We start from the raw sequence: 22,731 nt of genomic DNA, 5'->3' as shown, positions 1-22,731 counted from the left end.
GCCAGGCCTGCGGAGATACGAAACGACGAAGCCCCGGCCGGCGACAAGCAAAAACAGACACGCAGATGGCCGCGGGTGGTGAGGAACGAGGAAAGGTAATCAGCATGAACGTGACCAGCGAAACCGCTGCCCTTCTCGAACGCCTGGGCGTTGCCAAGGCCGATTACAGCGGCGGCGACCTGATCGTGCGCAGCCCGGTGACCGGCGAACAGATCGGCGCGCTGACGTCGATCTCGCCTGCCGAAGCCGGCAAGGCCATCGAACGCGCCGACGCTGCCTTCAAGACCTGGCGCAACGTGCCGGCGCCGAAGCGCGGCGAACTCGTGCGCCTGCTCGGCGAGGAACTGCGCGCCGCCAAGACCGACCTCGGCCGGCTGGTGTCGATCGAAGTCGGCAAGATCCCGTCGGAAGGCCTGGGCGAAGTCCAGGAAATGATCGACATCTGCGACTTCGCCGTCGGATTGTCGCGCCAGCTCTATGGCCTGACCATCGCCACCGAACGCGCCGGCCATCGCATGATGGAGACCTGGCACCCGCTCGGCGTCGTCGGCGTCATTTCCGCTTTCAACTTCCCGGTCGCGGTGTGGTCGTGGAATGCGGCGCTTGCCTTCGTCTGCGGCAACTCGGTGGTGTGGAAGCCTTCGGAAAAGACGCCGTTGACCGCGCTCGCCTGCGAAGCGATCTTCAAGCGCGCCGCGGCCCGCTTCGGCGCTGACGCGCCCGAGGGCCTGTCGCAGGTGCTGATCGGCGACCGCGCCGTCGGCGAAGTGCTCGTCGACCACCCCAAGGTGCCGCTGGTTTCGGCGACCGGTTCGACCCGCATGGGCCGCGACGTCGGCCCGCGCCTGGCCAAGCGTTTTGCCCGCGCCATCCTCGAACTCGGCGGCAACAATGCCGGCATCGTCTGCCCGACCGCCAATCTCGACATGGCGCTGCGGGCGATTGCCTTCGGTGCCATGGGCACCGCCGGCCAGCGCTGCACCACCATGCGCCGCCTTTTCGTGCATGACAGCGTCTATGACGCGCTCGTGCCGCGCCTGAAGAAGGCCTATGAGAGCGTTTCGGTGGGCAGTCCGCTCGAGACCTCGGCGCTCGTCGGTCCGTTGATCGACAAGGGTGCCTTCGACGGCATGCAGAAGGCGCTGAAGGAAGCCGCCGGACATGGCGGCAAGGTCATCGGCGGCGTTCGCGTCGACCAGGGCCATGACGGCGCCTACTACGTCAAGCCGGCGCTGGTGGAGATGCCGGGCCAGGTCGGTCCCGTGCTGGAAGAGACCTTCGCGCCGATCCTCTACGTCATGAAGTATTCCGACTTCGACGCCGTGCTCGACGCCCACAACGCAGTCGGCGCCGGCCTGTCGTCGTCGATCTTCACGCTCGACCTGCAGGAGGCCGAGCGCTTCCTGTCGGTCGAGGGGTCGGACTGCGGCATCGCCAACGTCAATATCGGCACTTCGGGCGCCGAGATCGGCGGCGCGTTCGGCGGCGAGAAGGAGACCGGCGGCGGTCGCGAGAGCGGCTCTGACGCCTGGCGCGCCTATATGCGCCGCGCCACCAACACGGTGAACTACTCCAAGGCGCTGCCGCTGGCACAGGGCGTGTCGTTCGACATCGACTGAGAGCCACTAGGCCTGTCAGAAACCGGAGCGCCGCCCGCGAAAGCAGGCGGCGCTTTTTCTTTGCGCCGGTCATCAAGCTTGACGGCGTGGCGGCGAAGCGGCTCAGATCGTGGCGCAAGCAAAGCGGAGCGGACATGGTCGAACTCAGCACAAGCGGCAGCGGCCGCTTCGACGGCACCATCGAGACGGTCGAGATGCATACCGGCGGCGAGCCGGTGCGCATCGTCACCGCGGGCTACCCGCCGATCCCCGGCGCGACGATCCTGGACAAGCGCCGCCATGCCTGCGAAAAGCTCGACCACCTGCGCAGGCTGATCGTGTTCGAGCCGCGCGGGCATTACGACATGTATGGCGTGATCCCGGTCGAGCCGGACCTGCCCAATGCCGACATGGCGGTGCTGTTCGTGCACAATGAGGGCTATTCGACGATGTGCGGCCACGCCACCATCGCGCTCGGCCGCTATGCGGTCGACCATGGCATCGTCGCGCCGCAGGTGCCGGTGACCGAGGTAAGGCTGCAATGCCCGTGCGGGCTGGTGACGGTCCGGGTCGAGGTCGAAAGGACAGCGGATGGTTTTGCCACGGGTGCCGCGTCCTTCGAGAGCGTGCCATCCTTTGCCTTCGCGCTCGACCAGGCCATCGAGGTGCCGGGACTGGGCAGGGTGACGTTCGATCTCGGCTATGGCGGCGCCTTCTATGCGCTGGTCGAGGCCGCTTCGCTGGGGCTCGATCTCAAGACGACGCCGCTCGACCGGCTTGTCGATGCCGCCGACCGCATCACCAAGGCGGTGGCGAAAGGCCTGCCGCTCGAGCATCCCGACGATCCCGATCTCGCCTTTCTCTATGGCACCATCCTGACCGATGGCGGCAATGGGGCGTTGGATCCGACGCGCAATCTCTGCGTCTTCGCCGAGCGCGAGGTCGACCGCAGCCCGACGGGTTCCGGCGTGTCGGCGCGTGTCGCGGTCGCCATGGCACGGGGCGAACTCGCCGTCGGCGACCAGCGCCGCTTCGAGAGCGTCACCGGCGCCATCTTTTCCGGCAAGGCGGTGCGGGCCGACAAGGCCGGACGGTTCGACGCCGTTCGCGTCGAGGTCGCTGGGCGCGCGTTCTATTCGGGACGCTCGAGCTTCTCGATCGAAGCGGGCGACGAGCTGGGCCGCGGCTTCCTGCTGCGATAGTGCGCCAGGTCAAAGAATATGTCGCAGTTTTCGGCAATTCTCCGGGCCTGCCGATGATGCTATCAATTCGGCATCGAAGCTGAGGATCGGGCCGCTTGGTCGTGTTTCGCCGCCAGGGATGGGGATTCGGGGTCGCGCTTGCCGCGGCGCTGATGCTCGTCATGCAGACGGCAACCGCGGCGCTGGCGATCGGGCAAGGCACGCCGCCGCTCGACATCTTCGGCAACCCGCTCTGCATCACCTCGGCTACCGACCACACCGCACCCGCCAAGAGCGACCATCCGAGCCTGCCGGAATGCTGCACACTCGGCTGCAACATGTTCTCGGTCGGATCGGCCATGCCGTCCGAAGGCGTGGCCCTGCCGGTCACGCTGCCGTTCCACTTGGCCAGCGGCCTCGTTCCGGCGCGGCTCGATCCGCCGACTGCCGCCAAGCACGATCCCGGCAGTCCGCGCGCGCCGCCGCCGGCCGCCTGAGATTGCCGCGACGACCGCGGCTCGATGAATTTCACCTCAGACCCATCACGCGCCACGACAGCTGGCGCAGCCATTCCATATCGGAGTTCCCATGACCAATTCCGCTCGCGCCCTCGTGCGCCCGTTGTTCCGCAGCTTCGAGGAACGCCTCGGCATCGTCGCCTTTGCAGCGATGCTGCTGTTTGCCTCGACCCATGGGCTGCTCGCCCACGGCTTCAAGGCCGGCGATATCGAGATCGGCCACCCCTGGTCGCGCGCCACGCCGGCCGGTGCCAAGGTTGCCGCGGGTTATCTCACCGTCAAGAACAACGGTGCTGAAGCCGACCGGCTCGTCTCAATCCAGTCGGATGTTTCCGAGAAGGCCGAAATCCACGAAATGGCAGTCGACGCCAAGGGCGTGATGACCATGCGCCAGGTGACCGGCGGCGTGGAGATCCCGGCCGGCGGCGAAGTCGCGCTCAAGCCGGGCGCCTATCACATCATGTTCATGGGCCTGAAGGCGCCGGTGAAGGAGGGTGACAAATTCTCCGGCACGCTGACCTTCGAAAAGGCCGGCACGGTGACGGTCGAGTTCCAGGCCGACAAGATGGGCGGCCAGAGCCAAGACCACTCCGGTCACTGAACGCCATGGGCGCGCGCTTTCCTTCCCTTGTCCGGGGCGGCATTGCCGGCGACGGCGCGCGCCTTGAAACCTTGCTGGCCCGTATCCTGCTCGCCGGCATGATCTTTTTCGGCGGCACGCTGGTTGCCGCTGCCCATGCCTCGCTGCTGCGTGCCGTGCCGGCAGAGGGCACGGTGGTGCAACTGTTGCCGCCGCAGGCGACGTTGACCTTCAGCGAGCCTGTGACGGCGCTGGTCATCGAGCTTTTGCGGCCGGATGGCAGTTCAGCCCGGCTCGTCGGAAATGTTTCGGGTGCCAGCCTGACTGTTGCCTTGCCGGCCAATGATGCCGTCAACGGCACCTACCTGCTGTCGTGGCGGGTGGTTTCGGACGACGGCCATCCGGTCGGCGGTTTCTCGCGCTTTTCGGTCGGCAGCCCCAGCGCCACGCCGCCGCAACCGCCGGAGCTGAACGACCCGACTTTGCGGGCCGCCCTGTGGGCGGCGAAATTCACGCTCTATCTCGGCCTTTTCCTCGGCGCCGGCGGGGCATTCGCCCTGGCCTGGCTCGCGCCCGGGAATCGCCACGGCATGGTTGCCGTTACCGCCTTCACGGCTCTCGGTCTCGTTGCCGCCCCGATCTCGTTCGGCCTGCAGGGGCTCGATGCGCTCGGCGCGCCGCTCGGGCTGTTCGGCCAGCCGGTGACCTGGCAGGCGGCGGCCGCGACCAGCTACGCGTACACCGCGGCGGTCGCCTTCATGGCGCTGGCGTTCGCGCTGCTGGCGCTGGCGAGCGAGGGCGCGTTGGCACGCGGGCTGGCGCTCGCCGCGCTCGCCGGTACGGGTGCAGCACTCGCCGCAAGCGGGCATGCCAGTGCGGCCGCGCCGCAGTGGCTGACGCGGCCGATGGTCTTCATCCATGGCGCGGGCATTGCCTTCTGGGCCGGCGCCCTCGTGCCGCTCTGTCTCGCCAGCCGCCGCCATGCGCCCGAAGCCGGCGCGGCCTTGGGCCGTTTCTCCACCGCGATCCCTTATGTGGTCGCTGCGCTGATTGCCGCCGGCGTGGTGCTCGCCGTCGTCCAGGTCGAGGACGTCCGGGCCCTGTGGCAGACGGCCTACGGCAGGCTGCTGCTGGTCAAGCTGGCTCTGGTCGTGCCGCTGCTGCTGCTAGCCGCCGCCAACCGCTGGAAGCTCACCAAGCCGTCGATGACCGGGCAGCCGCAGGCGCAGCGCCTGATGTCGCGCAACATCATCGTCGAGACGCTGATCATGGCGGCGATCCTTGCCGTGGTAGCCGGCTTCCGCTTCACGCCGCCGCCGCGCGTGCTGGCGATCGAAGCGGCCGAGCCGGCGACGTTTCATGTTCACACGCCAGAGGCGATGGCCGATTTCAGTCTCACGCCGGGACGAGCCGGCGTGGTCAGTGCCTCGATGGTGATCATGACGGGCGATTTCGGTCCGCTCGACGCGCGCAGCGTGACGCTGCGCATGGATCATGCGGAAGCCGCGGCACCGATCAGTGCCGGCGCGTACAAGCCGGGCGACGGCACCTGGCGTGTCGACGGGCTGGAGGTGCCGGTAGCCGGGACATGGACGGCGTCGATCGACGTCGAGATTTCAGAGACGCAACGCGTGACGCTGACCAGCGAGATTACCATCCGCCCATAGAATCGAGGCGGACGGGGCCAACTGGCCGATCGGCGCTCGGCCTGCCGTCAGGCGACGCCCGACTGGCGGCTGAGCGCCAGGCCGGTGGCCTCGATGCGGCGTACGCCTGGCGTCGACGGTCTCGGCGCCTCGGCCGGGCGGCTTTCGCGGCCGACGAGGCTGGCGATCTCCGACAGCGGCTGGGGCCGGCCGAACAGGAAACCCTGCATCTCGGCGCAGCCCTCGGCGCGCAGGAATTCGAAGTTCTCCTGTTTCTCGACGCCCTCGGCGAGCACCGGGATGCGAAGGTCGTTGGCAAGCAGGATGGTCGCCCGGACGATCGCTGCTGACGCGCTGTCATTGGCCACGTCCTCGACGAAGGAACGGTCGATCTTGACCCTGTCGAAGGGGAAAATCTGCAGCGTCGACAGCGACGAGTAGCCGATGCCGTAATCGTCCATGGCGATGGTGACGCCCAGTGCCTTGAGCTGGCGCACGACATGCAAGGCGCGCTCGCGGTCCTCGATGATGCTGGCCTCGGTGATTTCCAGTTCCAGCCGCGAGGCAGCGAGACCGGTCGCCAGCAGGGTCTCGTGGACGATCCTGGGCAGGTCGGCCTGGGTGAGCTGGGCGGCAGCGATGTTGACGGCGATCTTGTAGGGCCTTCGCCACGTCGCCACTTCGGCGCAGGCCGTTTTCAACACCCATTCGCCGATCGGGATGATCAGCCCGTTCTCCTCGGCGATCGGGATGAATTCCTCGGGGGCGACAAGGCCGCGTTCGCGGTGATGCCAGCGCAACAGCGCCTCGAAAGCGGTCACCTCGCCGCTCTTCATGTCGTGCTGGGGCTGGTAGTAGAGCTCGAACTCGTCGCGATCCAGCGCATGGCGCAACTCGATGGCGAGCGCGCTGCGCTCGCGCCGGCCCTCGTCCATCGACCGGTCATAATAGCAGATCTTGTCGGTCAGCGCGCGCTTGGCGCGATACATGGCAAGGTCGGCGGCACCGATCAGGTCGTCGGCGTCGCCGGCGTGATCGGGATAGAGGCTGACGCCGACGCTGGCGCCGACGGACAACGTCTTGGCCTTGTTGTGGATCGGGTCGAGGACGCTGTCGACAAGCCGGCGCACGAAGCTGTCGACCTCTTGCCGGGAGGCGACGTCCTGCTTGACGGCGACGAACTCGTCGCCGCCGACGCGCGCCACCAGTTCGCCCGGGCCCGTCAGCGCCTTGAGCCGGTTGGCGAGGGTCTGCAGCAGCAGATCGCCCGCATTGTGGCCGTGGACGTCGTTGATTTCCTTGAAGCGGTCGAGATCGACGACGATGACCGCAGCTTCCTTGCCGGCGGCGGCGCTGCGCTCCAGCATTGCGGGCAGGTTGTCGGACAGGAAGGCGCGATTGGGCAGGCCAGTCAGCGGGTCGTGTTGCGCGGCATGGCGGAAGCTGGCGACCAGTTCGCGCTGCGACCTGGCATCCATCGCATAAAGCGTCAGGCCGGCGATGATCGCCATGGTGGCCAGAACCAGAACGGCCAGGAACTCGCTCGAAAACACCTTTGTCGGCACCGGCACCGAGGGATCGGGCACCAATGTTGCCGCGCCCATGCCGGTGAAGTGCATGGCGCAGATGGCGAGCACGAGCGCAACCACCGCCATCGGCTTGGCGAAGCGGACGCGCTGGCGCGCCGCCAGGTGCATCGCCAGGGCACCGAAGGCGACGGCAAACAGGATCGAGGCCTCGACCAGGCTGGCGTCCCACTCGATCCGGCCGGCGAACTCGTAGCCGCTCATGCCGGTGTAGTGCATGGCGATGATGCCGATGCCGATCACCGCACCTCCGGTTTCGACCGGCATGCCGTTGGGCGGCGTTGCCGCGAGATGCAGGCCGGCTGCGGTGAAGGCGATGGCGATGAGCAGCGAGGCGATCGTCAGGAGAGGGTTGAACGCCGCCTCGAAAGGCAGCTGGAAGCCGAGCATGGCGACGAAATGGGTGGTCCAGATGGCCGAGCCGCAGGCGACACCCGACAGCATGATCCAGGCAAAGCGGGCTTCTGTGGAAAGGCGAGCGGCACGGTCGAAAAGCCGCATAGTCATGGCCGCGCCGGCGACGCAGACGATCGCGGCAATGACGACGAATGAATAGTCATGCTCGTAAGCAAGACATGAAATGACTTTGAACATCGCACGCCCCAATGTCGGCCAGGACTTCCTAGCTAACCCCGGTACGAGTGTTCACAGCAAAGATGAAAGAATTTCCTAATGTAACAGTGCTTTCGCCACAGGGCGATAACTTCGGTGGCGAGGAACCGGGTTGCGCCGGTGCGATTTTCCAGCCGGCGCGGCTACCGGCCTGGCGCCAGCAATCGCCCCGGTTGCGAATCCGGAGCCTATCTCGCACAAATGGTTGTCGCAGTTCAGAGGGAGCAAGACATGGCCGAGAAGACCAAGCGTTTCGAAGCGACGCTGACGGCGTTGCGGGCCATCCTGATCGTTGCCGTGGCGCTGGTCGCGTTGTTCTATCCGGCGCAGGCGGTGAAGCTCCTGGTGATGGTCGGCGGCGGCCTGTTGCTCGTCGATGGCGTGCTCGGGCTGGCGACGATCGATCATGCGGCGCCGCGGACCACTGGCCACTGGCTGGCATTGGCGCGCAACGTCCTGTCGATCGCCGCCGGCGTGATCGTGATCGCCAGCGGTATCCTGGCCAGCGTCTTCACGCTCTCCTTCCTCGCAAGCCTGGTCGGCGTTCTTGCGCTGGTCGTCGGGTTGATCGAGATGGCGTCGAGTTTCCTCGACAGCGAACGGCAGACGCGGCTGTGGCCGACATTGGTGGGCGGCGCGGTCTATGCCGCCTTCGGCCTGGCGCTGATGTTCGTGCCGCTGACCAGTGCGGCGACGCTGATGCGGATCGCCACCCTCCTGATGCTGCTCTACGCGTTGCTTCTGCTCTATCGCGCATGGCGCATCCGCGCCGGAGCCTGATCCGCTCAGCGCACGGCGGAGAAGCCGGTGAGGAAGGCGGTCAGGTTGTCGCCGAGCGCGTCGCAGAGATAGCCGCCCTCCTGGACGATGACGGTGGGCAGGGCGAGGCGGGCGATCGCGTCGCCGATGCGCGAGAATCCCGCCGTGGTGACCGACAGCCCGCCGAACGGGTCGCCTTCGAAGGCGTCGAGCCCGAGCGCGACGACCAGCGCGTCGGGCGCGAAGGCCTGGATGCGGCGGCCGGCGCGGTCCAGCGCCTCGAGAAACTCGGCGTCGCCCGACTTGCGCGGCAAAGGCAGGTTGAGATTGTAGCCGAGGCCAGCGGATTCGCCGCGTTCGTCGGCATGGCCCCAGAAGAATGGGTAGAAGCGGGACGGGTCGGCATGCAGCGACACGGTCAGCACGTCGGACCTTGCATAGAAGATGCCTTGCGTGCCGTTGCCGTGGTGCAGGTCGACATCGAGGATGGCGACGCGCGTTGCGGTCGTCCGCAGCCGCTGGGCGGCGATGGCCGAATTGTTGAAGAAGCAGAAGCCGCCTGCGACCTCGGCAAAGGCATGGTGGCCGGGCGGACGGCAGAGCGCATAGGCGGCCGGTTCGCCGGACATTACCGCATCGGCGGCAGCGACAGCGCTCCAGGCGCTCCAGCAGGCGCTGTCGAAGGTTTCCGCCGAGATCGGGCAGGCGGTGTCGGCCATGTGATAGCCGGCCTGGCCGGCAGCGCCCGCCGGGTAGCTGCCGTTGCGGGCAAAGGGATGGATGTTGGGGATCACCTCGGCCGAGGCACCTTCCATGCGCTGCCAGCGCTCGAAGATGTGGGCCAGGAACTCGATGTATTCGGGCGTGTGGACGGCGGCGATCGGGCTGAGACCGACATTGGCCGGGCGGTGGATCGCCGAGCCTGCGGCGCGGGCGCCCGAAAGCAGGCGCTCGACGCGCTCGGGCCGTTCGGGATTGGGCTTCTGCATCCCCATCGACAGGAAGGCCTTGGGGTCGTGGCGTTTCTGCTCGTCGGCGTAGAAGGTCTTCATGCGCGCTCCCCGATGGCTTCGCACAGCGCGGCAAAGGTCCTGCCGCCTGCAATGTAGGATCGCTGGTCGTGGGTCCAGGAAAAGCCCAGCCCGGTATAGAAGGGATGGGCGCGCTCGTTGTGCTCGTCCACCGCGAGCCTCATGTAGACGCCGCCTTTTTCCCGCGACAGCCTTGCGACGTGGCGCAGCAGCAACTCGCCGATGCCGAGGCTGCGGAAGTGCTGGTCGACATATAGATCCTGCACGAATACGCCGGGCCGCCCGTACCAGGTGGAGAAGATCGGGAAGAACAGGCACATGCCGACGAATTCTTGGTCGGCTTCGGCAATCACCGCTTCGAAGGCCGGATTGTCGCCGAAGCCGAACTGCCGGAGATCCGCCTCGGTGCAAGCCACGCCGTCGGCTTCGCCGATATGCTCGGCAAGCCCGACGATCGCATTCATGAGAAGCGGGGCATCGTCGGCCGTTGCCGGGCGAATGGAAACGGCGGACGCCTTGGCCCTGGTCGCATTGTTCATTGGGTCGAAATCCCGAGGACAGGCTGGATTGATAGCATCGGGTGATTTGTGGCGCGCACAATTCGGTCCCTGGCCGGAAGGATCGGGCCGTCATGATCCGACAGCGTCACGCCTCGACGAGCTTGAGCCGCTTGTCGAACACGCCGAGCACGCGGGCCAGCTCGTGGCCGCGCTTGAGGATGAGGCCGCCGGCGGCAACGACGGAGAAGGCGCCCTGCTTGCGGGCCAGACCCGGGTCCTTGACGATCTGGAACAACGGGGTTTCGCTGGTGCGGCGGAACACCGAGAAGACGGCGCGATCGCTGAGATGGTCGATTGCGTAGTCGCGCCATTCATTGGCAGCGACCATGCGTCCGTAGAGCCTGAGGATCTGGTCGAGTTCCCGTCGCTCGAAAGCCACCGGAAGATCCTGCCGCTCCCGGCGGGCCTCATGAAGCGGGATCACTGCGGATGTCTCGCCATCCTCCGCTCCAGCACCGCGATCCGTCATGAATCGTTCCTTTGCAGAATACGACTACGGCTAAAGAATCGCCCATTCGCGCCCGAATTGCAAGCCGCGGCGGCGAATCAAACCATATGGCGAAGGGGAGTGGACAAGCTTGCCGCAACGGTAACGTTTGCGAGACAGTCTGTTGGAATTGGTGATGACTCGCCACATTCCTGCCGTTTTTTATCCGCGCTGGCGCCCCAATGTCCGACGACTTTACCCCCGTTGCCTGAGACGGTTCGGTCCGGCACTGGCTCGTAAACCCCAAGCCCCCCGCCCACGGGCCCGAGTCGGATCGAACCAACCTCGGTTCTTACTGGAACCAGGTGCGACGATCCCAAAATCTGAAGCCGACGTCTGGCAACAAGCTGGCGTCGGCTTTTTTGCATGACGGTTTCGCCCCGGGGCGGGGTTATTCGTCCGGCCTGCGCACCACGGCCGCGCCAAGGATCGGGCCGGGCAGGCCATCCTTGCCGACCGCCTGCAGCAGCACGGCGCAGCCGCCCTTCTTTTCCACTTCGCTCCTGGGCAGTTCGTAGCGCTGTGTCTTGCCGTGCCACATGCCTGCGGTGTGCAGGTCGGTGACGGCGTTCCAGTAGGTGACCCTGCGGCCCTTGTTCTCGCCCTTCTGGAGGTCGACTTCCTCCGGCGCCTTGTAGTGGACGACCACGACATGCGCGGCACCGGTCGCGCCCTGGGCGGCGCCGACATCGATGGTGTAGGTGTCGGCCTTTTCGGTGACCGTTATGTCGACATTCATGGCCTGGCCGGTCTTGGCGAGGTTGTCGAGCGCGCCGGTCACGTCTTCGCGCTTGGCGCCACTGACGTGGGTGCGGCCATTGATGACGGCCTGCGGCGTGTAGACGGAGCGAGAACCGAAGGCGCGCATATAGGCGTACTGGCGCTCGGTGTTGTCCTTGCTGGCCAATTGGTCCTGCCAGCCGAGATAGTCCCAATAGGTGACGTGATAGGCGAGCGCTACCGTGTCATCCTTGGCGGCGTATTCGGCAAAGAGTTCGTCGGCTGGCGGACAGGAGTTGCAGCCCTGGCTGGTGAAAAGCTCGATCACGCCAAGCGGTCGATCCTTTACCTGGGAATGGGCCGAACCGGCAAATCCGGTGAGGGCCAGCGCCACGGCTGCCAGCCGAAAATATGTGCGAAACTCCATGACCAATCCGGATCCTCAGCCGACGTCACCGGCTTTTCTTATGGTTGGCGAAATATGTGGCAGATGCGCCATTCAACGGGAAGTCACGTTGCGGTGAAATTTTGCCGGGCATGCATTTCCGCTGCGTCACCTACGACATGCGCAATTTCCTGTCGAAAAATGCTTCGACGAGGGTAGGATCGGGGACCGGCGGGGGAAGCATCGATGCTGGAACAGCTAAGCCAACATGTCGACCTTTACTGCGAGCGGCTGAGTCCCGGCCTCTGGGCCGAACCGCTCAATGCGGTCAGCAACCTCGCCTTCTTCGCCGCCGGCCTGTGGGGTGTCTGCGAGGCGCGGCGGCGCAAGGCCGGCGTCTTCGCCGAGGTGCTGGGCTGGTGGGTGGTGGCGATCGGCATCGGCTCGACGCTGTTCCATACCTTCGCCACCGAAGCCACCAAATGGGCCGACATCCTGCCCATTGCCGGATTCACGCTTGCCTATACGCTGTTCAACCTCAGGCGTTTTGCCGGCATGGCGTGGCCGAAGGCGCTTGTCATCTTTTTCGGCTTCTACATCGCGGTCGGCCTGCTGACCTACATGGTGCCCGACTGGCTGCGCGAAGCTTCGAACGGCACCACCGGCTACCTGCCGCCATTCCTGGCGCTGATCTTCTTCGGTTGCGTGGTCATCGCCAAGGGCAGTGCCGCCGGCTGGTACAATCTGGCCGCCGCGGCGATCTTCCTGGGCTCGGTCACCTGCCGGGTGCTCGATCCCCTGGTCTGCGACGCCATGCCGATCGGTACGCATTTCATGTGGCATGTGCTCAACGGGCTGATGCTCGGCGTGCTGATGGCTGCAACGACGCGCCATGCAAAGCCGCGGACAGAGTCTCGTGCGATGTCGGGAGCCGTGGGCGCCTGGCAGTGAGCGGGAGCAGTGAGGCAGCCTTGCCGGTCAGGCAGAGGCTGCCGGCTGTGCGTGCCGTTCGGCCCAGCGGTCGAGCCATTCGCTGCCCTGCATCTCGATCAGGCGCGACGAGGTGCGGTCGAACTCGAAGGCCTCATGGCCGCGCTTGCCGGCATAGAGCTTGTCGGGCGTGGCGGCAGCGCTGAGCACCAGCCGTACATTCTGGTCGTAGAGCGTGTCGATCAAGAGGATGAAGCGCTTGGCCTCGTTGCGGTTGGCTTCGGCCATGACCGGCACGTGGTCGACGAAGATCGTCTGGTAGTGCGCAGCAATGGCAAGATAGTCGCGTGCCGCCAGCGGCTTGTCGCAGAGGTCGGCGAAGCTGAAGCGCGCGCAACCGCCGACCGCAGCCGGCACCTGGACCTTGCGGCCCTTGACGGCGACGGTCGCAGGCTGGGCCGGAGCGCCATGGGTCACCGCCGCCCACGCCTTGTCCATCGCCTTGTCCGCGGCTTCGCCGAGCGGGCTGAGATAGACCGGAACACGGTCGAGCTGTTCCAGCCGGTAGTCGGTGTCGGCATCGAGATTGAGCACCGCGGCGTTCTGCTCGAGCATGGCGATGAAGGGCAGGAACAGCTGGCGGTTCAGGCCGTCGCGGTAAAGGTCCTTCGGCGCCACGTTGGAGGTGGCGACCAGCACCACGCCGAGCCCGAACAGCGCTGCAAAGAGCCGCGACAGGATCATCGCGTCGGCAATGTCGGTGACCGAAAACTCGTCGAAGCACAGCACCCAGGCCTCTTCGGCCAGCGCTGCGGCGACAGGGGGTATCGGATCGTCGTCGCGCGAGGTGCCGTTCTTGCGCGCCGCCCGCTGCTTCTGGATGCGGTCGTGCACGTCGGCCATGAAGTCGTTGAAATGGACGCGGCGCTTGTGCTTGACCGGCACCAGCTCGAAGAACATGTCCATCAGCATGGTCTTGCCGCGGCCGACGCCGCCATAGACGTAGAGGCCCTTCACGGGCTCGCGCTGGGGCTTGCGCTTGGCGAACAGCCAGCCAAGCGCGCTCGACTTGCGCGCCAGGCGCTTGTCGGAAATCTCATCGATCAGCTTGTCGAGGGCAGCGACGATGGACAGCTGCGCCGGGTCGCGGCGGACGTTGCCGAGCTCGACGAGATGGTCGTAGCGCTGCCTGACGGTCACATGGGTCTGCAGGCCGTCACGCAGGTGCATGGTTCACTCGGGTACGAATTCGAAAGTCTGCTTGCAGCGCCAGGCGTCCGTTGGACGCGCAAGGACGCTGCAGCATTTCAACTATGCATGATCCTGTCCGAAAATCGATTTCGATTTTCGGGTCATGCATCAGCGGTTGAGCGAGATCGGCAGGCCGTTGGAGGTCTGGCCGTCGAAGCGGCCGGCGCCCGACGAATAGAGCCGTGCCAGCGGCGAGCCGCCTTCATCATAAAGCGTCAGCTGCTTGCCGGCGACGTTCCACGACTTGACGCCGTCGACCGGTGCCGGGCAGCGCAGCGGGCCGGCCCGGAAGCCCTGGCCGAACTTGGTCTGCGGCGTCGCCACCTTGCAGCTCTGGCCGGAAACCGAAGCGCTCCACACACCAGCGACGCTGGCCGCGGTGAGGTCGGGCGCGTTGGCGGCAGCAGCGCCACCGTCGGCGGGCAGTGCCGCGACCTGGGTCTGCTGCTGGGGTGCCGCCGGGAACTGCGAGGCGCTGGCGGCACCGGGCGCCGCGGGCGGCGGCAGCTGGCCGCTGGTCACCGTGCCGGCAGGAGCCGCGGGCAGCGGCGCGGGCTGGGTGTCCATCGAGGAAAGGCGCGTACTGGTGCAGCCGGCCGCCGTCATCAGCGCTACCAGCGATGCGGCCAGCAGGCCGGTTTTCGAAAAAGCCATTGCAGTCCCTCCGTCGGGGCAGTTCTGGGGGCGCCCCCGCGCGATCGATAGCTCGCCTCTAAAGCGGCGAAGTTGGCAGAATTTCAACCCGATATGGTTAAAATAGGGTTTGCGTATGAACATGTTGCAAAATTGTCTCAAGAGGCCGGCGTGCCGCGAGACTGGTAATTGCACGATGTTTCCGCCATATAGGCGCCGAACAGCCACGAGAAATGTCTGCCATGGCCAGTGAGGCCCCTTTCGCCAAGATGAACGGGCTCGGCAACGAGATCATCGTCGCCGACATGCGCGGCCGCGCCGACCGTGTCACGCCTGCCGCGGCGATTGCGCTCGCCGCCGATCCGGCGACCAGGTTCGACCAGATCATGGCGATCCACGATCCGCGCACGCCGGGTACGGTCAATTACATCGAGATCATCAATTCCGACGGCACCCATGCCCAGGCCTGCGGCAACGGCACGCGCTGCGTGGTGCAGGCACTGTCAGCCGAGACCGGGCAGAAGGTGTTCACCTTCGAGACGGTTGCCGGCATCCTCAATGCCGAGGAGCACGAGGACGGCACCATCTCCGTCGACATGGGCGTCCCACGCTTCGGCTGGCAGGACATCCCGCTGGCGGAAGAATTCCGCGATACCCGCGCGATCGAGCTGCAGATCGGGCCGATCGACGCGCCGGTGCTGCACTCACCCTCGGTCGCCTCGATGGGCAACCCGCACGCCATCTTCTGGGTCGATGACGACGTCTGGTCCTACGACCTCGATCGCTTCGGGCCGCTGCTGGAAAACCATCCGATCTTTCCCGAGCGCGCCAACATCTCGATCGCCCAGGTGACTTCGCGCGAAACGCTCAACCTGCGCACCTGGGAGCGCGGCGCCGGCCTGACGCTGGCCTGCGGCTCGGCCACCTGTGCGGCCGCCGTCTCCGCCGCCCGCACCGGCCGTACCGGCCGGACGGTCACGGTGACGGTGCCGAGCGGCGGGACGCTGAAGATCGACTGGCGCGCCGACGACCACGTGGTCATGACCGGCCCGGCCGAGTGGGAATTCTCCGGCAGCTTCGATCCGGCCACCGGCGGCTGGACCCGCGACCGGCAGGACGTCGCCTGATGGCGGTCGATGTCGTCACTTTCGGCTGCCGCCTCAACACCTATGAATCGGAGGTGATGAAGCGCGAGGCCAAGGCCGCCGGGCTGGAAGAACTCAAGGGCGGCGCTGTCATATTCAACACCTGCGCGGTGACCAGTGAAGCGGTGCGCCAGGCCAAGCAGTCGATCCGCAAGGCGCGGCGCGAAAACCCGGACGCGCGCATCATCGTGACCGGTTGTGCGGCGCAGACCGATCCGGCCGCCTTTGCCGACATGGCAGAGGTCGACCTCGTGCTCGGCAACGAAGAGAAGCTCAAGGCGCACAATTACCGGGCGCTGCCGGATTTCGGCGTCAACGATTTCGAGAAGGCCCGCGTCAACGACATCTTTTCCGTGCGCGAGACGGCGGGCCACATGGTGGACGCCATCGAGGGCCGGGCGCGTGCCTTCGTCCAGGTGCAGAACGGCTGCGACCACCGCTGCACCTTCTGCATCATCCCCTATGGCCGGGGCAATTCGCGTTCGGTGCCGATGGGGGCGGTGGTCGAGCAGATCAAGCGGCTCGCCGGCAACGGCTATGCCGAGGTGGTGCTGTCGGGCGTCGACATGACCAGCTACGGCGCCGACCTGCCGGGCGCGCCGCGTCTGGGCAAGCTGGTCCGGACGATCCTGCGCCAGGTGCCGGATGTTCAGCGCCTGCGGCTTTCCTCCATCGACTCCATCGAGGCCGACGAAGACCTGCTCGAAGCCGTCGCCACCGAGAGCCGGCTGATGCCGCACCTGCACCTGTCGCTGCAGTCGGGCGACGACATGATCCTGAAGCGCATGAAGCGACGGCATCTGCGCGACCAGTCGATCCAGTTCTGCGCCGATGTGCGCAAGCTCCGCCCCGACATAGTCTTCGGCGCGGACATCATCGCCGGCTTCCCGACCGAGACCGACGAGATGTTCGAAAACTCGATCCACATCGTCGAGGAGTGCGGGCTGACCCATCTCCACGTCTTCCCGTTCAGCCCGCGCGAGGGCACGCCCGCCGCGCGCATGCCCCAGGTGCGCCGCGACATCGTCAAGCAGCGCGCCGCCCGCCTGCGCGCCGCCGGCGACGTCGCCTACACGCGACATCTCGAAAGCCTCAAGGACTCGCACCAGAAGGTGCTTGTCGAGCGCGAGGGGCTCGGGCGGACGGAAGGTTTCACGCTCGTTGCCCTCGACCGGGGCGTGGCGGGCGAAATCATCGAGGTCGACATCGCCGGGCACGACGGCGAGCGGCTGACAGCGGCACCGGCCGCCGCGCGCGCGGCCTGACGAAAGCGACCGCATGGCATTCGGGTTCATCAAGAAAGTCTTCTCCTTCGGCAAGAAGGAGACCGTCGAGCAGCCGGCCGAGGACGAGGTCCTGCCGCCACTGAATTTCGACGCGCTGGAAGCGTTGAAGCCGACGGAAGAGGTGGCGGCCGAGACTCCCTCCCCCTTGAGGGGAGGGTCGATCGACGAAGTCGATCGGGGTGGGGTCGTCGCCGAGTTGGAGGTGACCCCCTCTGGTCCTGCGGACCATCTCCTCCTCAAGGGGGGAGAGGACGCCGCGCCTGAGGAGCCGAAGCCCGAACCCGCACCGGAAACGCCGCCGGCGCCGCCTGTGGTGCCCGAGCCGAAGCCGGCCGAGCAGCCCGTGCCGGTCGAACCCGCGCCGCAGCCGGCGCCGCCGGAAGAGCCAAAGCCCGCTCCGGAACCGGAAGTTCCCGCCGTCGAGCCGGAAAAGCCTGCCGAGCAGCCCGCGCCTGCGCCGAGCCCGGTCGAGCCGGAGCCTGCGCCGGCAGAGGTCCCGTTGCCGCCGGCGGAGCCATCCACGCCCGAACTGCCCGAGGAGGTTCCTGCCCAGCCGACGCCTTCGACGCCCGAGCTGCCGAGGCCGGGTGGGGTTGCCGAATCGTCGGACGCGACGCCGAGCATTGTGGAGATGACGCCGAGCGCGGGGGAGCCGACCCCCTCTGGTCCTTCGGGCCATCTCCCCCTCAAGGGGGGAGAGGAGGTTGCGCCGGCTCCTGTCGAACCGTCGGCCGCTGTAGCGGAGCCAAAAACGTCCGCCGGCAAGGTCACGGTCCAGAAGAAGGTCGAGCAGAAGGCCGAGGTCGTGGAAGTGGCCGCGCCTGCGCCGCGCCAGAGCTGGTTCCAGCGCCTGCGCCAGGGCCTGTCGCGGTCGTCGAAGGAGCTGTCGGGCAACATCGCCGGCATCTTCACCAAGCGGAAGCTTGACGAAGACACGCTGCAGGATCTCGAAGACGTGCTGATCCGTGCCGATCTCGGTGTCGAGACGGCACTTCGCGTCACCGACGCGCTGGCATCGAGCCGCTACGGCAAGGACGTCTCCGACCATGAAGTCCGCTCGATCATGGCGGTCGAGGTCGAGAAGGTGCTGAAGCCGGTGGCGCTGCCGCTGGAGCTCGACCTCACGCACAAGCCGCATGTCATCCTGGTCGTCGGCGTCAACGGCACCGGCAAGACCACCACCATCGGCAAGCTCGCCGCCAAGCTGACCGAGCCCGGCCTGTCGGTGATGCTCGCCGCCGGCGACACGTTCCGTGCCGCTGCCATCGAACAGCTCAAGATCTGGGGCGAGCGGACGAAGTCGCCCGTCATCGCCACCAAGCTCGGCGCCGACGCTGCCGGCCTTGCCTACGATGCCTTCGAGCAGGCCAGGGAAGCGGGATCCGACGTGCTGATCATCGACACCGCCGGACGCCTGCAGAACAAGGCCGAACTGATGGCCGAACTCGAGAAGATCGTGCGCGTGCTCGGCAAGCTCGATCCCGAGGCGCCGCACACGGTGCTGCAGACGGTCGACGCGACCACCGGCCAGAACGCGCTCAACCAGGTCGAAATCTTCCGCAACATCGCGGGCGTCAACGGCCTGGTGATGACAAAGCTCGACGGTACGGCGCGCGGCGGTATTTTGGTCGCAATCGCCGCCAAACATAAGCTGCCGGTCTATTTCATCGGCGTCGGCGAACAGGTCGACGACCTCGAACCCTTCTCGGCAAGCGATTTCGCCAAGGCGATCGCAGGAGTCGCCTGACCTATGAATGCACCGATCCTCGAAAGCGATCCTTCGGACCCGAAAACCAAGAAGGAAGAGATCAGCCCGCTGCTGAAGCTGGCGCTGGAACTGGGGCCGCTTGTCGTGTTCTTCTTCGCCAATGCGCGCGGCGAATGGCTGGCGACGCAGTTTCCGACGCTGGCCGAGCTCGGCGGGCCGATCTTCATCGCCACCGGCCTGTTCATGGCGGCAACCGCGATTGCGCTGATCGCCTCGTGGCTGTTGACCCGCTCGCTGCCGATCATGCCGCTGGTGTCGGGCGTCGTCGTCTTCGTCTTCGGCGCGCTGACGCTCTACCTGCAGGACGACGTTTTCATCAAGATGAAGCCGACCATCGTCAACACGCTGTTCGGCGCGATCCTGCTGGGGGGCCTGTTGTTCGGCAAGTCGCTGCTCGGCTATGTCTTTGCCTCCGCCTTCCGGCTCGACGCCGAAGGCTGGCGCAAGCTGACCTTCCGCTGGGGGCTGTTCTTCCTGTTCCTCGCCGTGGTCAACGAGGTGGTCTGGCGCTCGTTCTCGACCGACACCTGGGTGGCGTTCAAGGTGTGGGGCATCATGCCCATCACGCTTCTGTTCACCTTCAGCCAGATGCCGCTGATCATGCGCCATTCGCTGGAAGAGCATTCGCAGAAATAGGAGAGCCGCCGTGGAGTTCATCACCGACCGCGAGGCGCTGTGCCAGCATTACCGCGCGCCCGGCGACGGCGCGGTGAAGAAGGAACTCCGCCTTCTCGACCGTCATGCAACGAGTTTCCTGGCGCGCAGCCCGTTCGTGCTGATCGGCTCGTCCGACGGCAAGGGCAACGCCGACGTCACGCCCAAGGGCGACAGGCCGGGCTTTGTCGCCGTGCTCGACGACGCCACCATCGCCATTCCCGACCGGCCGGGCAACAACCGGCTCGACACGCTGGAAAACGTCGTCGCCAACCCGGCCGTGGGCCTGCTGTTCCTGATCCCGGGCATGAACGAGACGCTGCGCATCAATGGCGATGCACGGATCACCGCCGACATCGGGCTGCGCGAGCAGCTCGCCGCCGAAGGCAAGCCGCCGGTCACCGTCATGGTCGTCGCCATCAAGGCGGTGTACATGCACTGCGCCAAGGCGTTCATGCGTTCCGAGCTGTGGCTGCCCGGAACATGGCCCGATCGCACCAGCCTGCCGACGCTCGGGCAGATCCTGCACGACCAGCTGGCGCTTGCCGACAATGCCGAGGCGCTCGACCGCTCGCTCGACGAATCCTACCGCAAGAGCATGTGGTAGCGGCCATCGGCCAAGCCATGCCGGCGCGTTGAGGCTTCGTTAACTCGATATGCGCCAGTCGCAATGCTGCGTTGCAGCATCTTATTTTGCGGCGCAGCAGTTCCTATGTCATCGTCGAATTGATCAGGGAGGTCAAATCGCGCCGCACCAGCGGCATGACGAAAGGAACGACGATGTTTTTCGACAGCCTTCTGACCCGTGCCCGCGAAAGCGCTTCCAAGCGCAAGCAGTACAAGCGCCTCGTCGCCGAGATCGACGGCTTTTCCGGCCGCGACCTGGCCGACATGCGCGCCGACCGCAGCGAGATGCTGTACCAGGCCTTCAAGCAGGTCTACGGCTAAGCGGGCGACGAGGTCGCCGTCGGACATGGCGGGCAGCCTGGCCCGCGCCACGGCTCATTGGGAAGCCGCGGCGGCCTTCTCGATCTCGGGCATCAGCGTGGCCGCGACCGTTTCGGGCGACATCGGGCCGACATGCTTGAACGCGATCTTGCCGTCCTTGCCGACGAGGAAGGTTTCCGGAATGCCGTACACGCCCCAGTCGATCGCGGCGCGGCCGTTGGGGTCGACGCCAACCGCCTTATAGGGATTGCCGAGGTCGCCGAGGAAGCGGCGGGCGTTTTCCGGCTTGTCCTTGTAATTCAGCCCGACGATGGTCAGCCGCTCGTCCTTGGACAGGCCGACGATCACCGGATGTTCTTCGCGGCAGGGCGCGCACCATGACGCCCAGACGTTGACCAACGTCACCTTGCCGATGAATTCGGCCGAGTCGAGACCGGGAAGCGAAATGCCTTCGAGCGGCGGCAGCACGGTCTTGGGCGCGGCCTGGCCGATCAGCGCCGAGGGCACGACCGACAGGTCGCGGCCGGACAGCAACTGCATCAGGAAAACGACCGCGAGCGCCAGGAAGAGCAGCAGCGGCAGCAGCACGAACAGCTTGCGCGGGCGGGCCGGCTTTTCGGTTTCCATGGTCATGCCGCGGCCCCGCTGCGGTCGGAGCGGCGGCGATGGCCTGCCGCCTCGAGTTCCGCCAGTTCGCGCTTGCGGGCGCGCTGGTCGGCGAGAATCCAGACGATCAGCCCGGCGATCGCCAGCGCCGAGACGCCATAAGCGGCGGCGACATAAAGGGCATGCGCGCTCATCGGGCAGCCATCCGCTGGCAGAACTTCATCATGTCGACGCTTGTGACCATGCCCTTCACTTAGCCGCGGCTGTGGCGCCGTGCAATTGGACGCCGCGCCGCACCGGGGGCAGTTGAAGCGATCGTGATCAGTCGGTGCCCGAGCGCAGAGCTATGGCCGCGGCCAGCGGGCCGATGACGGCGAGGAACATGGTCAGTGCGCAAAGGATGAGAAACGGCGGCATGAACGGGTCGGGGTCGTTGACCGCGCCGTAGCTGGCGGTGACGCCGAAGATCAGCACGGGAATGACCAGCGGCAGCACCAGCACCGAGATCAGCAGGCCGCCGCGCGGCAGGGCGACGGTGACGGCGGCACCTGCGGCGCCGACGAAGACGATGGCCGGCGTGCCGACGAGAAGGGTGAGGGCTGCGGCACCGATGCCGAGCGGCGGCATGTTCACGAACAGCCCCAGCAGCGGGGCGGCGATGACCAGCGGCAGCACGCTGGCGCTCCAATGCGCCAGGCATTTGACGAACACGGTCAGCGCCAGCATGTGGCGGTCGGAATTCAGCACCAGGAGATCGAGCGACCCATCCTCGCGGTCGGCCTGGAACAGCCTGTCGAGGCCGAGCAGGCTGGCCAGCAGCGCGCCGATCCACAGGATGGCCGGGCCGATGCGGGCGAGCAGGTTGAGGTCGGGGCCGACGCCGAAGGGGATGGTGACGATGACGGCGAGGAAGAACAGCACGCCGGTCAGCGCCCCGCCGCCGGAGCGGATACCCATCCTGAGGTCGCGAAGGTAGAGGGCTAGCATGGGTGCCCTCCGGCGAATTCCAGGAGGCCAGAGAGGGGCAACATGGAGCGCAAGCGTGGGTCAGCCATGCGTCCGCCCCATCTCCAGCGTCGTCGCTCCGCCCAGCCCGAGCGGCAGGTGGGTGGCGGCGGCGACGATGCCGCCGGCGGCGCAATGGGCCTTCATCAGTTCGGTGAAGCGCGCTTCCGAGGCCTTGTCGAGGCCGGCGGTGGGTTCGTCGAGAAGCCAGACCGGGCGGTGGCTGATCAGCAGTTTGGCGATCGCGGCACGGCGCTTCTGGCCGGTCGAGAGGTAGCCGAAGGGCAGGTGGCCGAGGCCGCCGAGGTCGACCTGTTCGAGCGCATCGGCGATGGAGAGCCTGCCGTCGCCGGAAAACCGGCGCCAGAAGGCGAGGTTCTCGTCGACGGTGAGGGCCGCCTTCATGGCGTTCTGGTGACCCAGATAGTGGCAGGCGGAGGCAACCGTCGGGAAATCCTCACCGCCGCCCTCGATGGCGATTCGCCCGTGGAGATGCGGCAGCAGGCCGGCGATGACGCGCAGCAGGGTCGACTTGCCGGAGCCGTTGGGACCGGTGACGACCAGGCTCTGGCCGTCCTCGAGCGCAAAGCCGATGCCGGCGAAGACTGCTTCGCCGCCGCGCTCTCCGCTGAGATTTTCGGCGATCAGCCGCATTCTTCCCCCGTCGCCGAAGCCGTGTCCCCGCTGCCTTGCGTCACGGCAAAATAGGCGAATCTCCGTCTAGAACTATTCCAATTAATTCTCTATATGCCAGTCGACGATGCCAGCGGTCGGCATGGTAAAGAGAATATGCGCCGAACCAGCGCACGCGCCGCCTTGAACGGCTCGGGTTGCTTGGGAGC

General features: G+C 66.4%; 24 protein-coding genes. 13 read left to right on the top strand and 11 right to left on the bottom strand.

The genetic code is table 11. The annotated features are described in order from the left end of the window. Window positions 1-104 precede the first annotated feature (104 nt). The 5 genes from ASC75_RS07980 (at window position 105) to ASC75_RS07960 (ending at window position 5,544) form a co-directional block, all read left to right on the top strand. Window positions 105-1,619, top strand: a complete 1,515-nt coding sequence (locus ASC75_RS07980) for an aldehyde dehydrogenase family protein (protein ID WP_055972800.1) — start codon at window positions 105-107, stop codon at window positions 1,617-1,619. Window positions 1,620-1,753: 134 nt separating this feature from the next. Next, entirely contained in the window at window positions 1,754-2,800 is a 1,047-nt protein-coding gene (locus ASC75_RS07975; RefSeq protein ID WP_055972797.1) for a proline racemase family protein, read from the top strand. A 95-nt stretch (window positions 2,801-2,895) separates the two neighbouring features. Further along, a complete protein-coding gene (locus tag ASC75_RS07970; RefSeq protein WP_055972794.1) occupies window positions 2,896-3,276 on the top strand; it encodes a hypothetical protein in 381 nt (126 codons plus the stop codon). Between the two features lie 91 nt (window positions 3,277-3,367). Beyond that, window positions 3,368-3,898, top strand: coding sequence for a copper chaperone PCu(A)C (locus tag ASC75_RS07965; protein ID WP_055972791.1), 531 nt, complete (start codon window positions 3,368-3,370; stop codon window positions 3,896-3,898). Window positions 3,899-3,903: 5 nt separating this feature from the next. Continuing rightward, window positions 3,904-5,544, top strand: a complete 1,641-nt coding sequence (locus ASC75_RS07960; RefSeq protein WP_055972788.1) for a CopD family protein — start codon at window positions 3,904-3,906, stop codon at window positions 5,542-5,544. 47 nt (window positions 5,545-5,591) lie between these two features. Here the strand turns inward: ASC75_RS07960 and ASC75_RS07955 are convergent, their stop codons facing one another. Continuing rightward, a complete protein-coding gene (locus ASC75_RS07955) occupies window positions 5,592-7,703 on the bottom strand; it encodes an EAL domain-containing protein (protein ID WP_055972784.1) in 2,112 nt (703 codons plus the stop codon). Between the two features lie 249 nt (window positions 7,704-7,952). Between ASC75_RS07955 and ASC75_RS07950 the strand changes: the two genes are divergently transcribed. Further along, entirely contained in the window at window positions 7,953-8,501 is a 549-nt protein-coding gene (locus tag ASC75_RS07950) for a DUF308 domain-containing protein (protein ID WP_055972780.1), read from the top strand. A gap of 5 nt (window positions 8,502-8,506) precedes the next feature. On the opposite strand, the gene ASC75_RS07945 is transcribed toward ASC75_RS07950, so the two are convergent. The 4 genes from ASC75_RS07945 to ASC75_RS07930 form a co-directional block, all read right to left on the bottom strand. Further along, complete coding sequence (locus ASC75_RS07945) at window positions 8,507-9,532, bottom strand: histone deacetylase family protein (RefSeq protein WP_055972778.1); 1,026 nt, start codon at window positions 9,530-9,532, stop codon at window positions 8,507-8,509. Then, entirely contained in the window at window positions 9,529-10,050 is a 522-nt protein-coding gene (locus ASC75_RS07940) for a GNAT family N-acetyltransferase (protein WP_055972776.1), read from the bottom strand. Before ASC75_RS07940 ends, ASC75_RS07945 begins: the two co-directional genes overlap by 4 nt. A gap of 106 nt (window positions 10,051-10,156) precedes the next feature. Beyond that, on the bottom strand, window positions 10,157-10,540 hold the full coding sequence (locus tag ASC75_RS07935; RefSeq protein ID WP_055972773.1) for a DUF2794 domain-containing protein: 384 nt from the start codon (window positions 10,538-10,540) through the stop codon (window positions 10,157-10,159). Window positions 10,541-10,949: 409 nt separating this feature from the next. Further along, the gene (locus tag ASC75_RS07930) at window positions 10,950-11,705 is read right to left on the bottom strand and encodes a thioredoxin family protein (protein ID WP_055972770.1); all 756 of its coding nucleotides are present in this window, start codon (window positions 11,703-11,705) and stop codon (window positions 10,950-10,952) included. Window positions 11,706-11,909: 204 nt separating this feature from the next. Between ASC75_RS07930 and ASC75_RS07925 the strand changes: the two genes are divergently transcribed. Then, complete coding sequence (locus ASC75_RS07925; RefSeq protein WP_055972767.1) at window positions 11,910-12,614, top strand: ceramidase domain-containing protein; 705 nt, start codon at window positions 11,910-11,912, stop codon at window positions 12,612-12,614. A 27-nt stretch (window positions 12,615-12,641) separates the two neighbouring features. Here the strand turns inward: ASC75_RS07925 and zapE are convergent, their stop codons facing one another. Beyond that, window positions 12,642-13,823 (bottom strand): cell division protein ZapE, encoded by a 1,182-nt coding sequence (gene zapE / locus ASC75_RS07920; RefSeq protein WP_055972766.1) that lies wholly within the window; start codon window positions 13,821-13,823, stop codon window positions 12,642-12,644. Window positions 13,824-13,952: 129 nt separating this feature from the next. Further along, entirely contained in the window at window positions 13,953-14,498 is a 546-nt protein-coding gene (locus ASC75_RS07915) for a protease inhibitor Inh/omp19 family protein (RefSeq protein ID WP_055972763.1), read from the bottom strand. A gap of 221 nt (window positions 14,499-14,719) precedes the next feature. Here ASC75_RS07915 and dapF point away from each other — a divergent pair, with 221 nt between their 5' ends. The 6 genes from dapF (at window position 14,720) to ASC75_RS07885 (ending at window position 20,278) form a co-directional block, all read left to right on the top strand. Continuing rightward, on the top strand, window positions 14,720-15,604 hold the full coding sequence (dapF, locus tag ASC75_RS07910) for a diaminopimelate epimerase (protein ID WP_055972759.1): 885 nt from the start codon (window positions 14,720-14,722) through the stop codon (window positions 15,602-15,604). Continuing rightward, the gene (mtaB, locus tag ASC75_RS07905) at window positions 15,604-16,887 is read left to right on the top strand and encodes a tRNA (N(6)-L-threonylcarbamoyladenosine(37)-C(2))-methylthiotransferase MtaB (protein WP_055972756.1); all 1,284 of its coding nucleotides are present in this window, start codon (window positions 15,604-15,606) and stop codon (window positions 16,885-16,887) included. Before dapF ends, mtaB begins: the two co-directional genes overlap by 1 nt. A gap of 13 nt (window positions 16,888-16,900) precedes the next feature. Continuing rightward, a complete protein-coding gene (gene ftsY, locus ASC75_RS07900; protein WP_055972754.1) occupies window positions 16,901-18,655 on the top strand; it encodes a signal recognition particle-docking protein FtsY in 1,755 nt (584 codons plus the stop codon). Between the two features lie 3 nt (window positions 18,656-18,658). Next, complete coding sequence (locus ASC75_RS07895; protein WP_055972752.1) at window positions 18,659-19,312, top strand: septation protein A; 654 nt, start codon at window positions 18,659-18,661, stop codon at window positions 19,310-19,312. Window positions 19,313-19,322: 10 nt separating this feature from the next. Then, complete coding sequence (locus tag ASC75_RS07890) at window positions 19,323-19,937, top strand: pyridoxamine 5'-phosphate oxidase family protein (RefSeq protein WP_055972749.1); 615 nt, start codon at window positions 19,323-19,325, stop codon at window positions 19,935-19,937. Between the two features lie 173 nt (window positions 19,938-20,110). Next, entirely contained in the window at window positions 20,111-20,278 is a 168-nt protein-coding gene (locus ASC75_RS07885; RefSeq protein ID WP_108609643.1) for a hypothetical protein, read from the top strand. A 54-nt stretch (window positions 20,279-20,332) separates the two neighbouring features. Here the strand turns inward: ASC75_RS07885 and ASC75_RS07880 are convergent, their stop codons facing one another. From ASC75_RS07880 to ccmA, 4 genes are all read right to left on the bottom strand, one after another. Next, on the bottom strand, window positions 20,333-20,911 hold the full coding sequence (locus tag ASC75_RS07880) for a DsbE family thiol:disulfide interchange protein (RefSeq protein WP_055972743.1): 579 nt from the start codon (window positions 20,909-20,911) through the stop codon (window positions 20,333-20,335). Beyond that, on the bottom strand, window positions 20,908-21,078 hold the full coding sequence (gene ccmD / locus ASC75_RS07875; protein WP_055972740.1) for a heme exporter protein CcmD: 171 nt from the start codon (window positions 21,076-21,078) through the stop codon (window positions 20,908-20,910). Before ccmD ends, ASC75_RS07880 begins: the two co-directional genes overlap by 4 nt. Window positions 21,079-21,205: 127 nt before the next feature. Continuing rightward, window positions 21,206-21,871: a heme exporter protein CcmB gene (gene ccmB, locus ASC75_RS07870; protein WP_055972738.1), complete on the bottom strand. Its 666-nt coding sequence runs from the start codon at window positions 21,869-21,871 to the stop codon at window positions 21,206-21,208. 60 nt (window positions 21,872-21,931) lie between these two features. Continuing rightward, entirely contained in the window at window positions 21,932-22,543 is a 612-nt protein-coding gene (ccmA, locus tag ASC75_RS07865; RefSeq protein WP_055972735.1) for a heme ABC exporter ATP-binding protein CcmA, read from the bottom strand. Between the last annotated feature and the right edge of the window lie 188 nt (window positions 22,544-22,731).

It is taken from the genome of Aminobacter sp. DSM 101952, assembly GCF_001424795.1.
Classification (GTDB): Bacteria; Pseudomonadota; Alphaproteobacteria; order Rhizobiales; family Rhizobiaceae; genus Aminobacter; species Aminobacter aganoensis.
This window is presented reverse-complemented; position numbering and strand designations above follow the sequence as displayed.

Coding starts and splice junctions, on each gene's coding strand:
- ASC75_RS07975 (WP_055972797.1), top strand. CDS start 1,754: ATGGTCGAACTCAGCACAAGCGGCAGCGGCCGCTTCGACGGCACCATC.
- ccmA (WP_055972735.1), bottom strand. CDS start 22,543: ATGCGGCTGATCGCCGAAAATCTCAGCGGAGAGCGCGGCGGCGAAGCA.
- ftsY (WP_055972754.1), top strand. CDS start 16,901: ATGGCATTCGGGTTCATCAAGAAAGTCTTCTCCTTCGGCAAGAAGGAG.
- ASC75_RS07925 (WP_055972767.1), top strand. CDS start 11,910: ATGCTGGAACAGCTAAGCCAACATGTCGACCTTTACTGCGAGCGGCTG.
- ASC75_RS07935 (WP_055972773.1), bottom strand. CDS start 10,540: ATGACGGATCGCGGTGCTGGAGCGGAGGATGGCGAGACATCCGCAGTG.
- ASC75_RS07930 (WP_055972770.1), bottom strand. CDS start 11,705: ATGGAGTTTCGCACATATTTTCGGCTGGCAGCCGTGGCGCTGGCCCTC.
- ASC75_RS07965 (WP_055972791.1), top strand. CDS start 3,368: ATGACCAATTCCGCTCGCGCCCTCGTGCGCCCGTTGTTCCGCAGCTTC.
- ASC75_RS07940 (WP_055972776.1), bottom strand. CDS start 10,050: ATGAACAATGCGACCAGGGCCAAGGCGTCCGCCGTTTCCATTCGCCCG.
- mtaB (WP_055972756.1), top strand. CDS start 15,604: ATGGCGGTCGATGTCGTCACTTTCGGCTGCCGCCTCAACACCTATGAA.
- ASC75_RS07950 (WP_055972780.1), top strand. CDS start 7,953: ATGGCCGAGAAGACCAAGCGTTTCGAAGCGACGCTGACGGCGTTGCGG.
- zapE (WP_055972766.1), bottom strand. CDS start 13,823: ATGCACCTGCGTGACGGCCTGCAGACCCATGTGACCGTCAGGCAGCGC.
- ASC75_RS07895 (WP_055972752.1), top strand. CDS start 18,659: ATGAATGCACCGATCCTCGAAAGCGATCCTTCGGACCCGAAAACCAAG.
- ASC75_RS07880 (WP_055972743.1), bottom strand. CDS start 20,911: ATGACCATGGAAACCGAAAAGCCGGCCCGCCCGCGCAAGCTGTTCGTG.
- ccmB (WP_055972738.1), bottom strand. CDS start 21,871: ATGCTAGCCCTCTACCTTCGCGACCTCAGGATGGGTATCCGCTCCGGC.
- ASC75_RS07945 (WP_055972778.1), bottom strand. CDS start 9,532: ATGAAGACCTTCTACGCCGACGAGCAGAAACGCCACGACCCCAAGGCC.
- ASC75_RS07915 (WP_055972763.1), bottom strand. CDS start 14,498: ATGGCTTTTTCGAAAACCGGCCTGCTGGCCGCATCGCTGGTAGCGCTG.
- ASC75_RS07980 (WP_055972800.1), top strand. CDS start 105: ATGAACGTGACCAGCGAAACCGCTGCCCTTCTCGAACGCCTGGGCGTT.
- ccmD (WP_055972740.1), bottom strand. CDS start 21,078: ATGAGCGCGCATGCCCTTTATGTCGCCGCCGCTTATGGCGTCTCGGCG.
- ASC75_RS07955 (WP_055972784.1), bottom strand. CDS start 7,703: ATGTTCAAAGTCATTTCATGTCTTGCTTACGAGCATGACTATTCATTC.
- ASC75_RS07960 (WP_055972788.1), top strand. CDS start 3,904: ATGGGCGCGCGCTTTCCTTCCCTTGTCCGGGGCGGCATTGCCGGCGAC.
- dapF (WP_055972759.1), top strand. CDS start 14,720: ATGGCCAGTGAGGCCCCTTTCGCCAAGATGAACGGGCTCGGCAACGAG.
- ASC75_RS07885 (WP_108609643.1), top strand. CDS start 20,111: ATGTTTTTCGACAGCCTTCTGACCCGTGCCCGCGAAAGCGCTTCCAAG.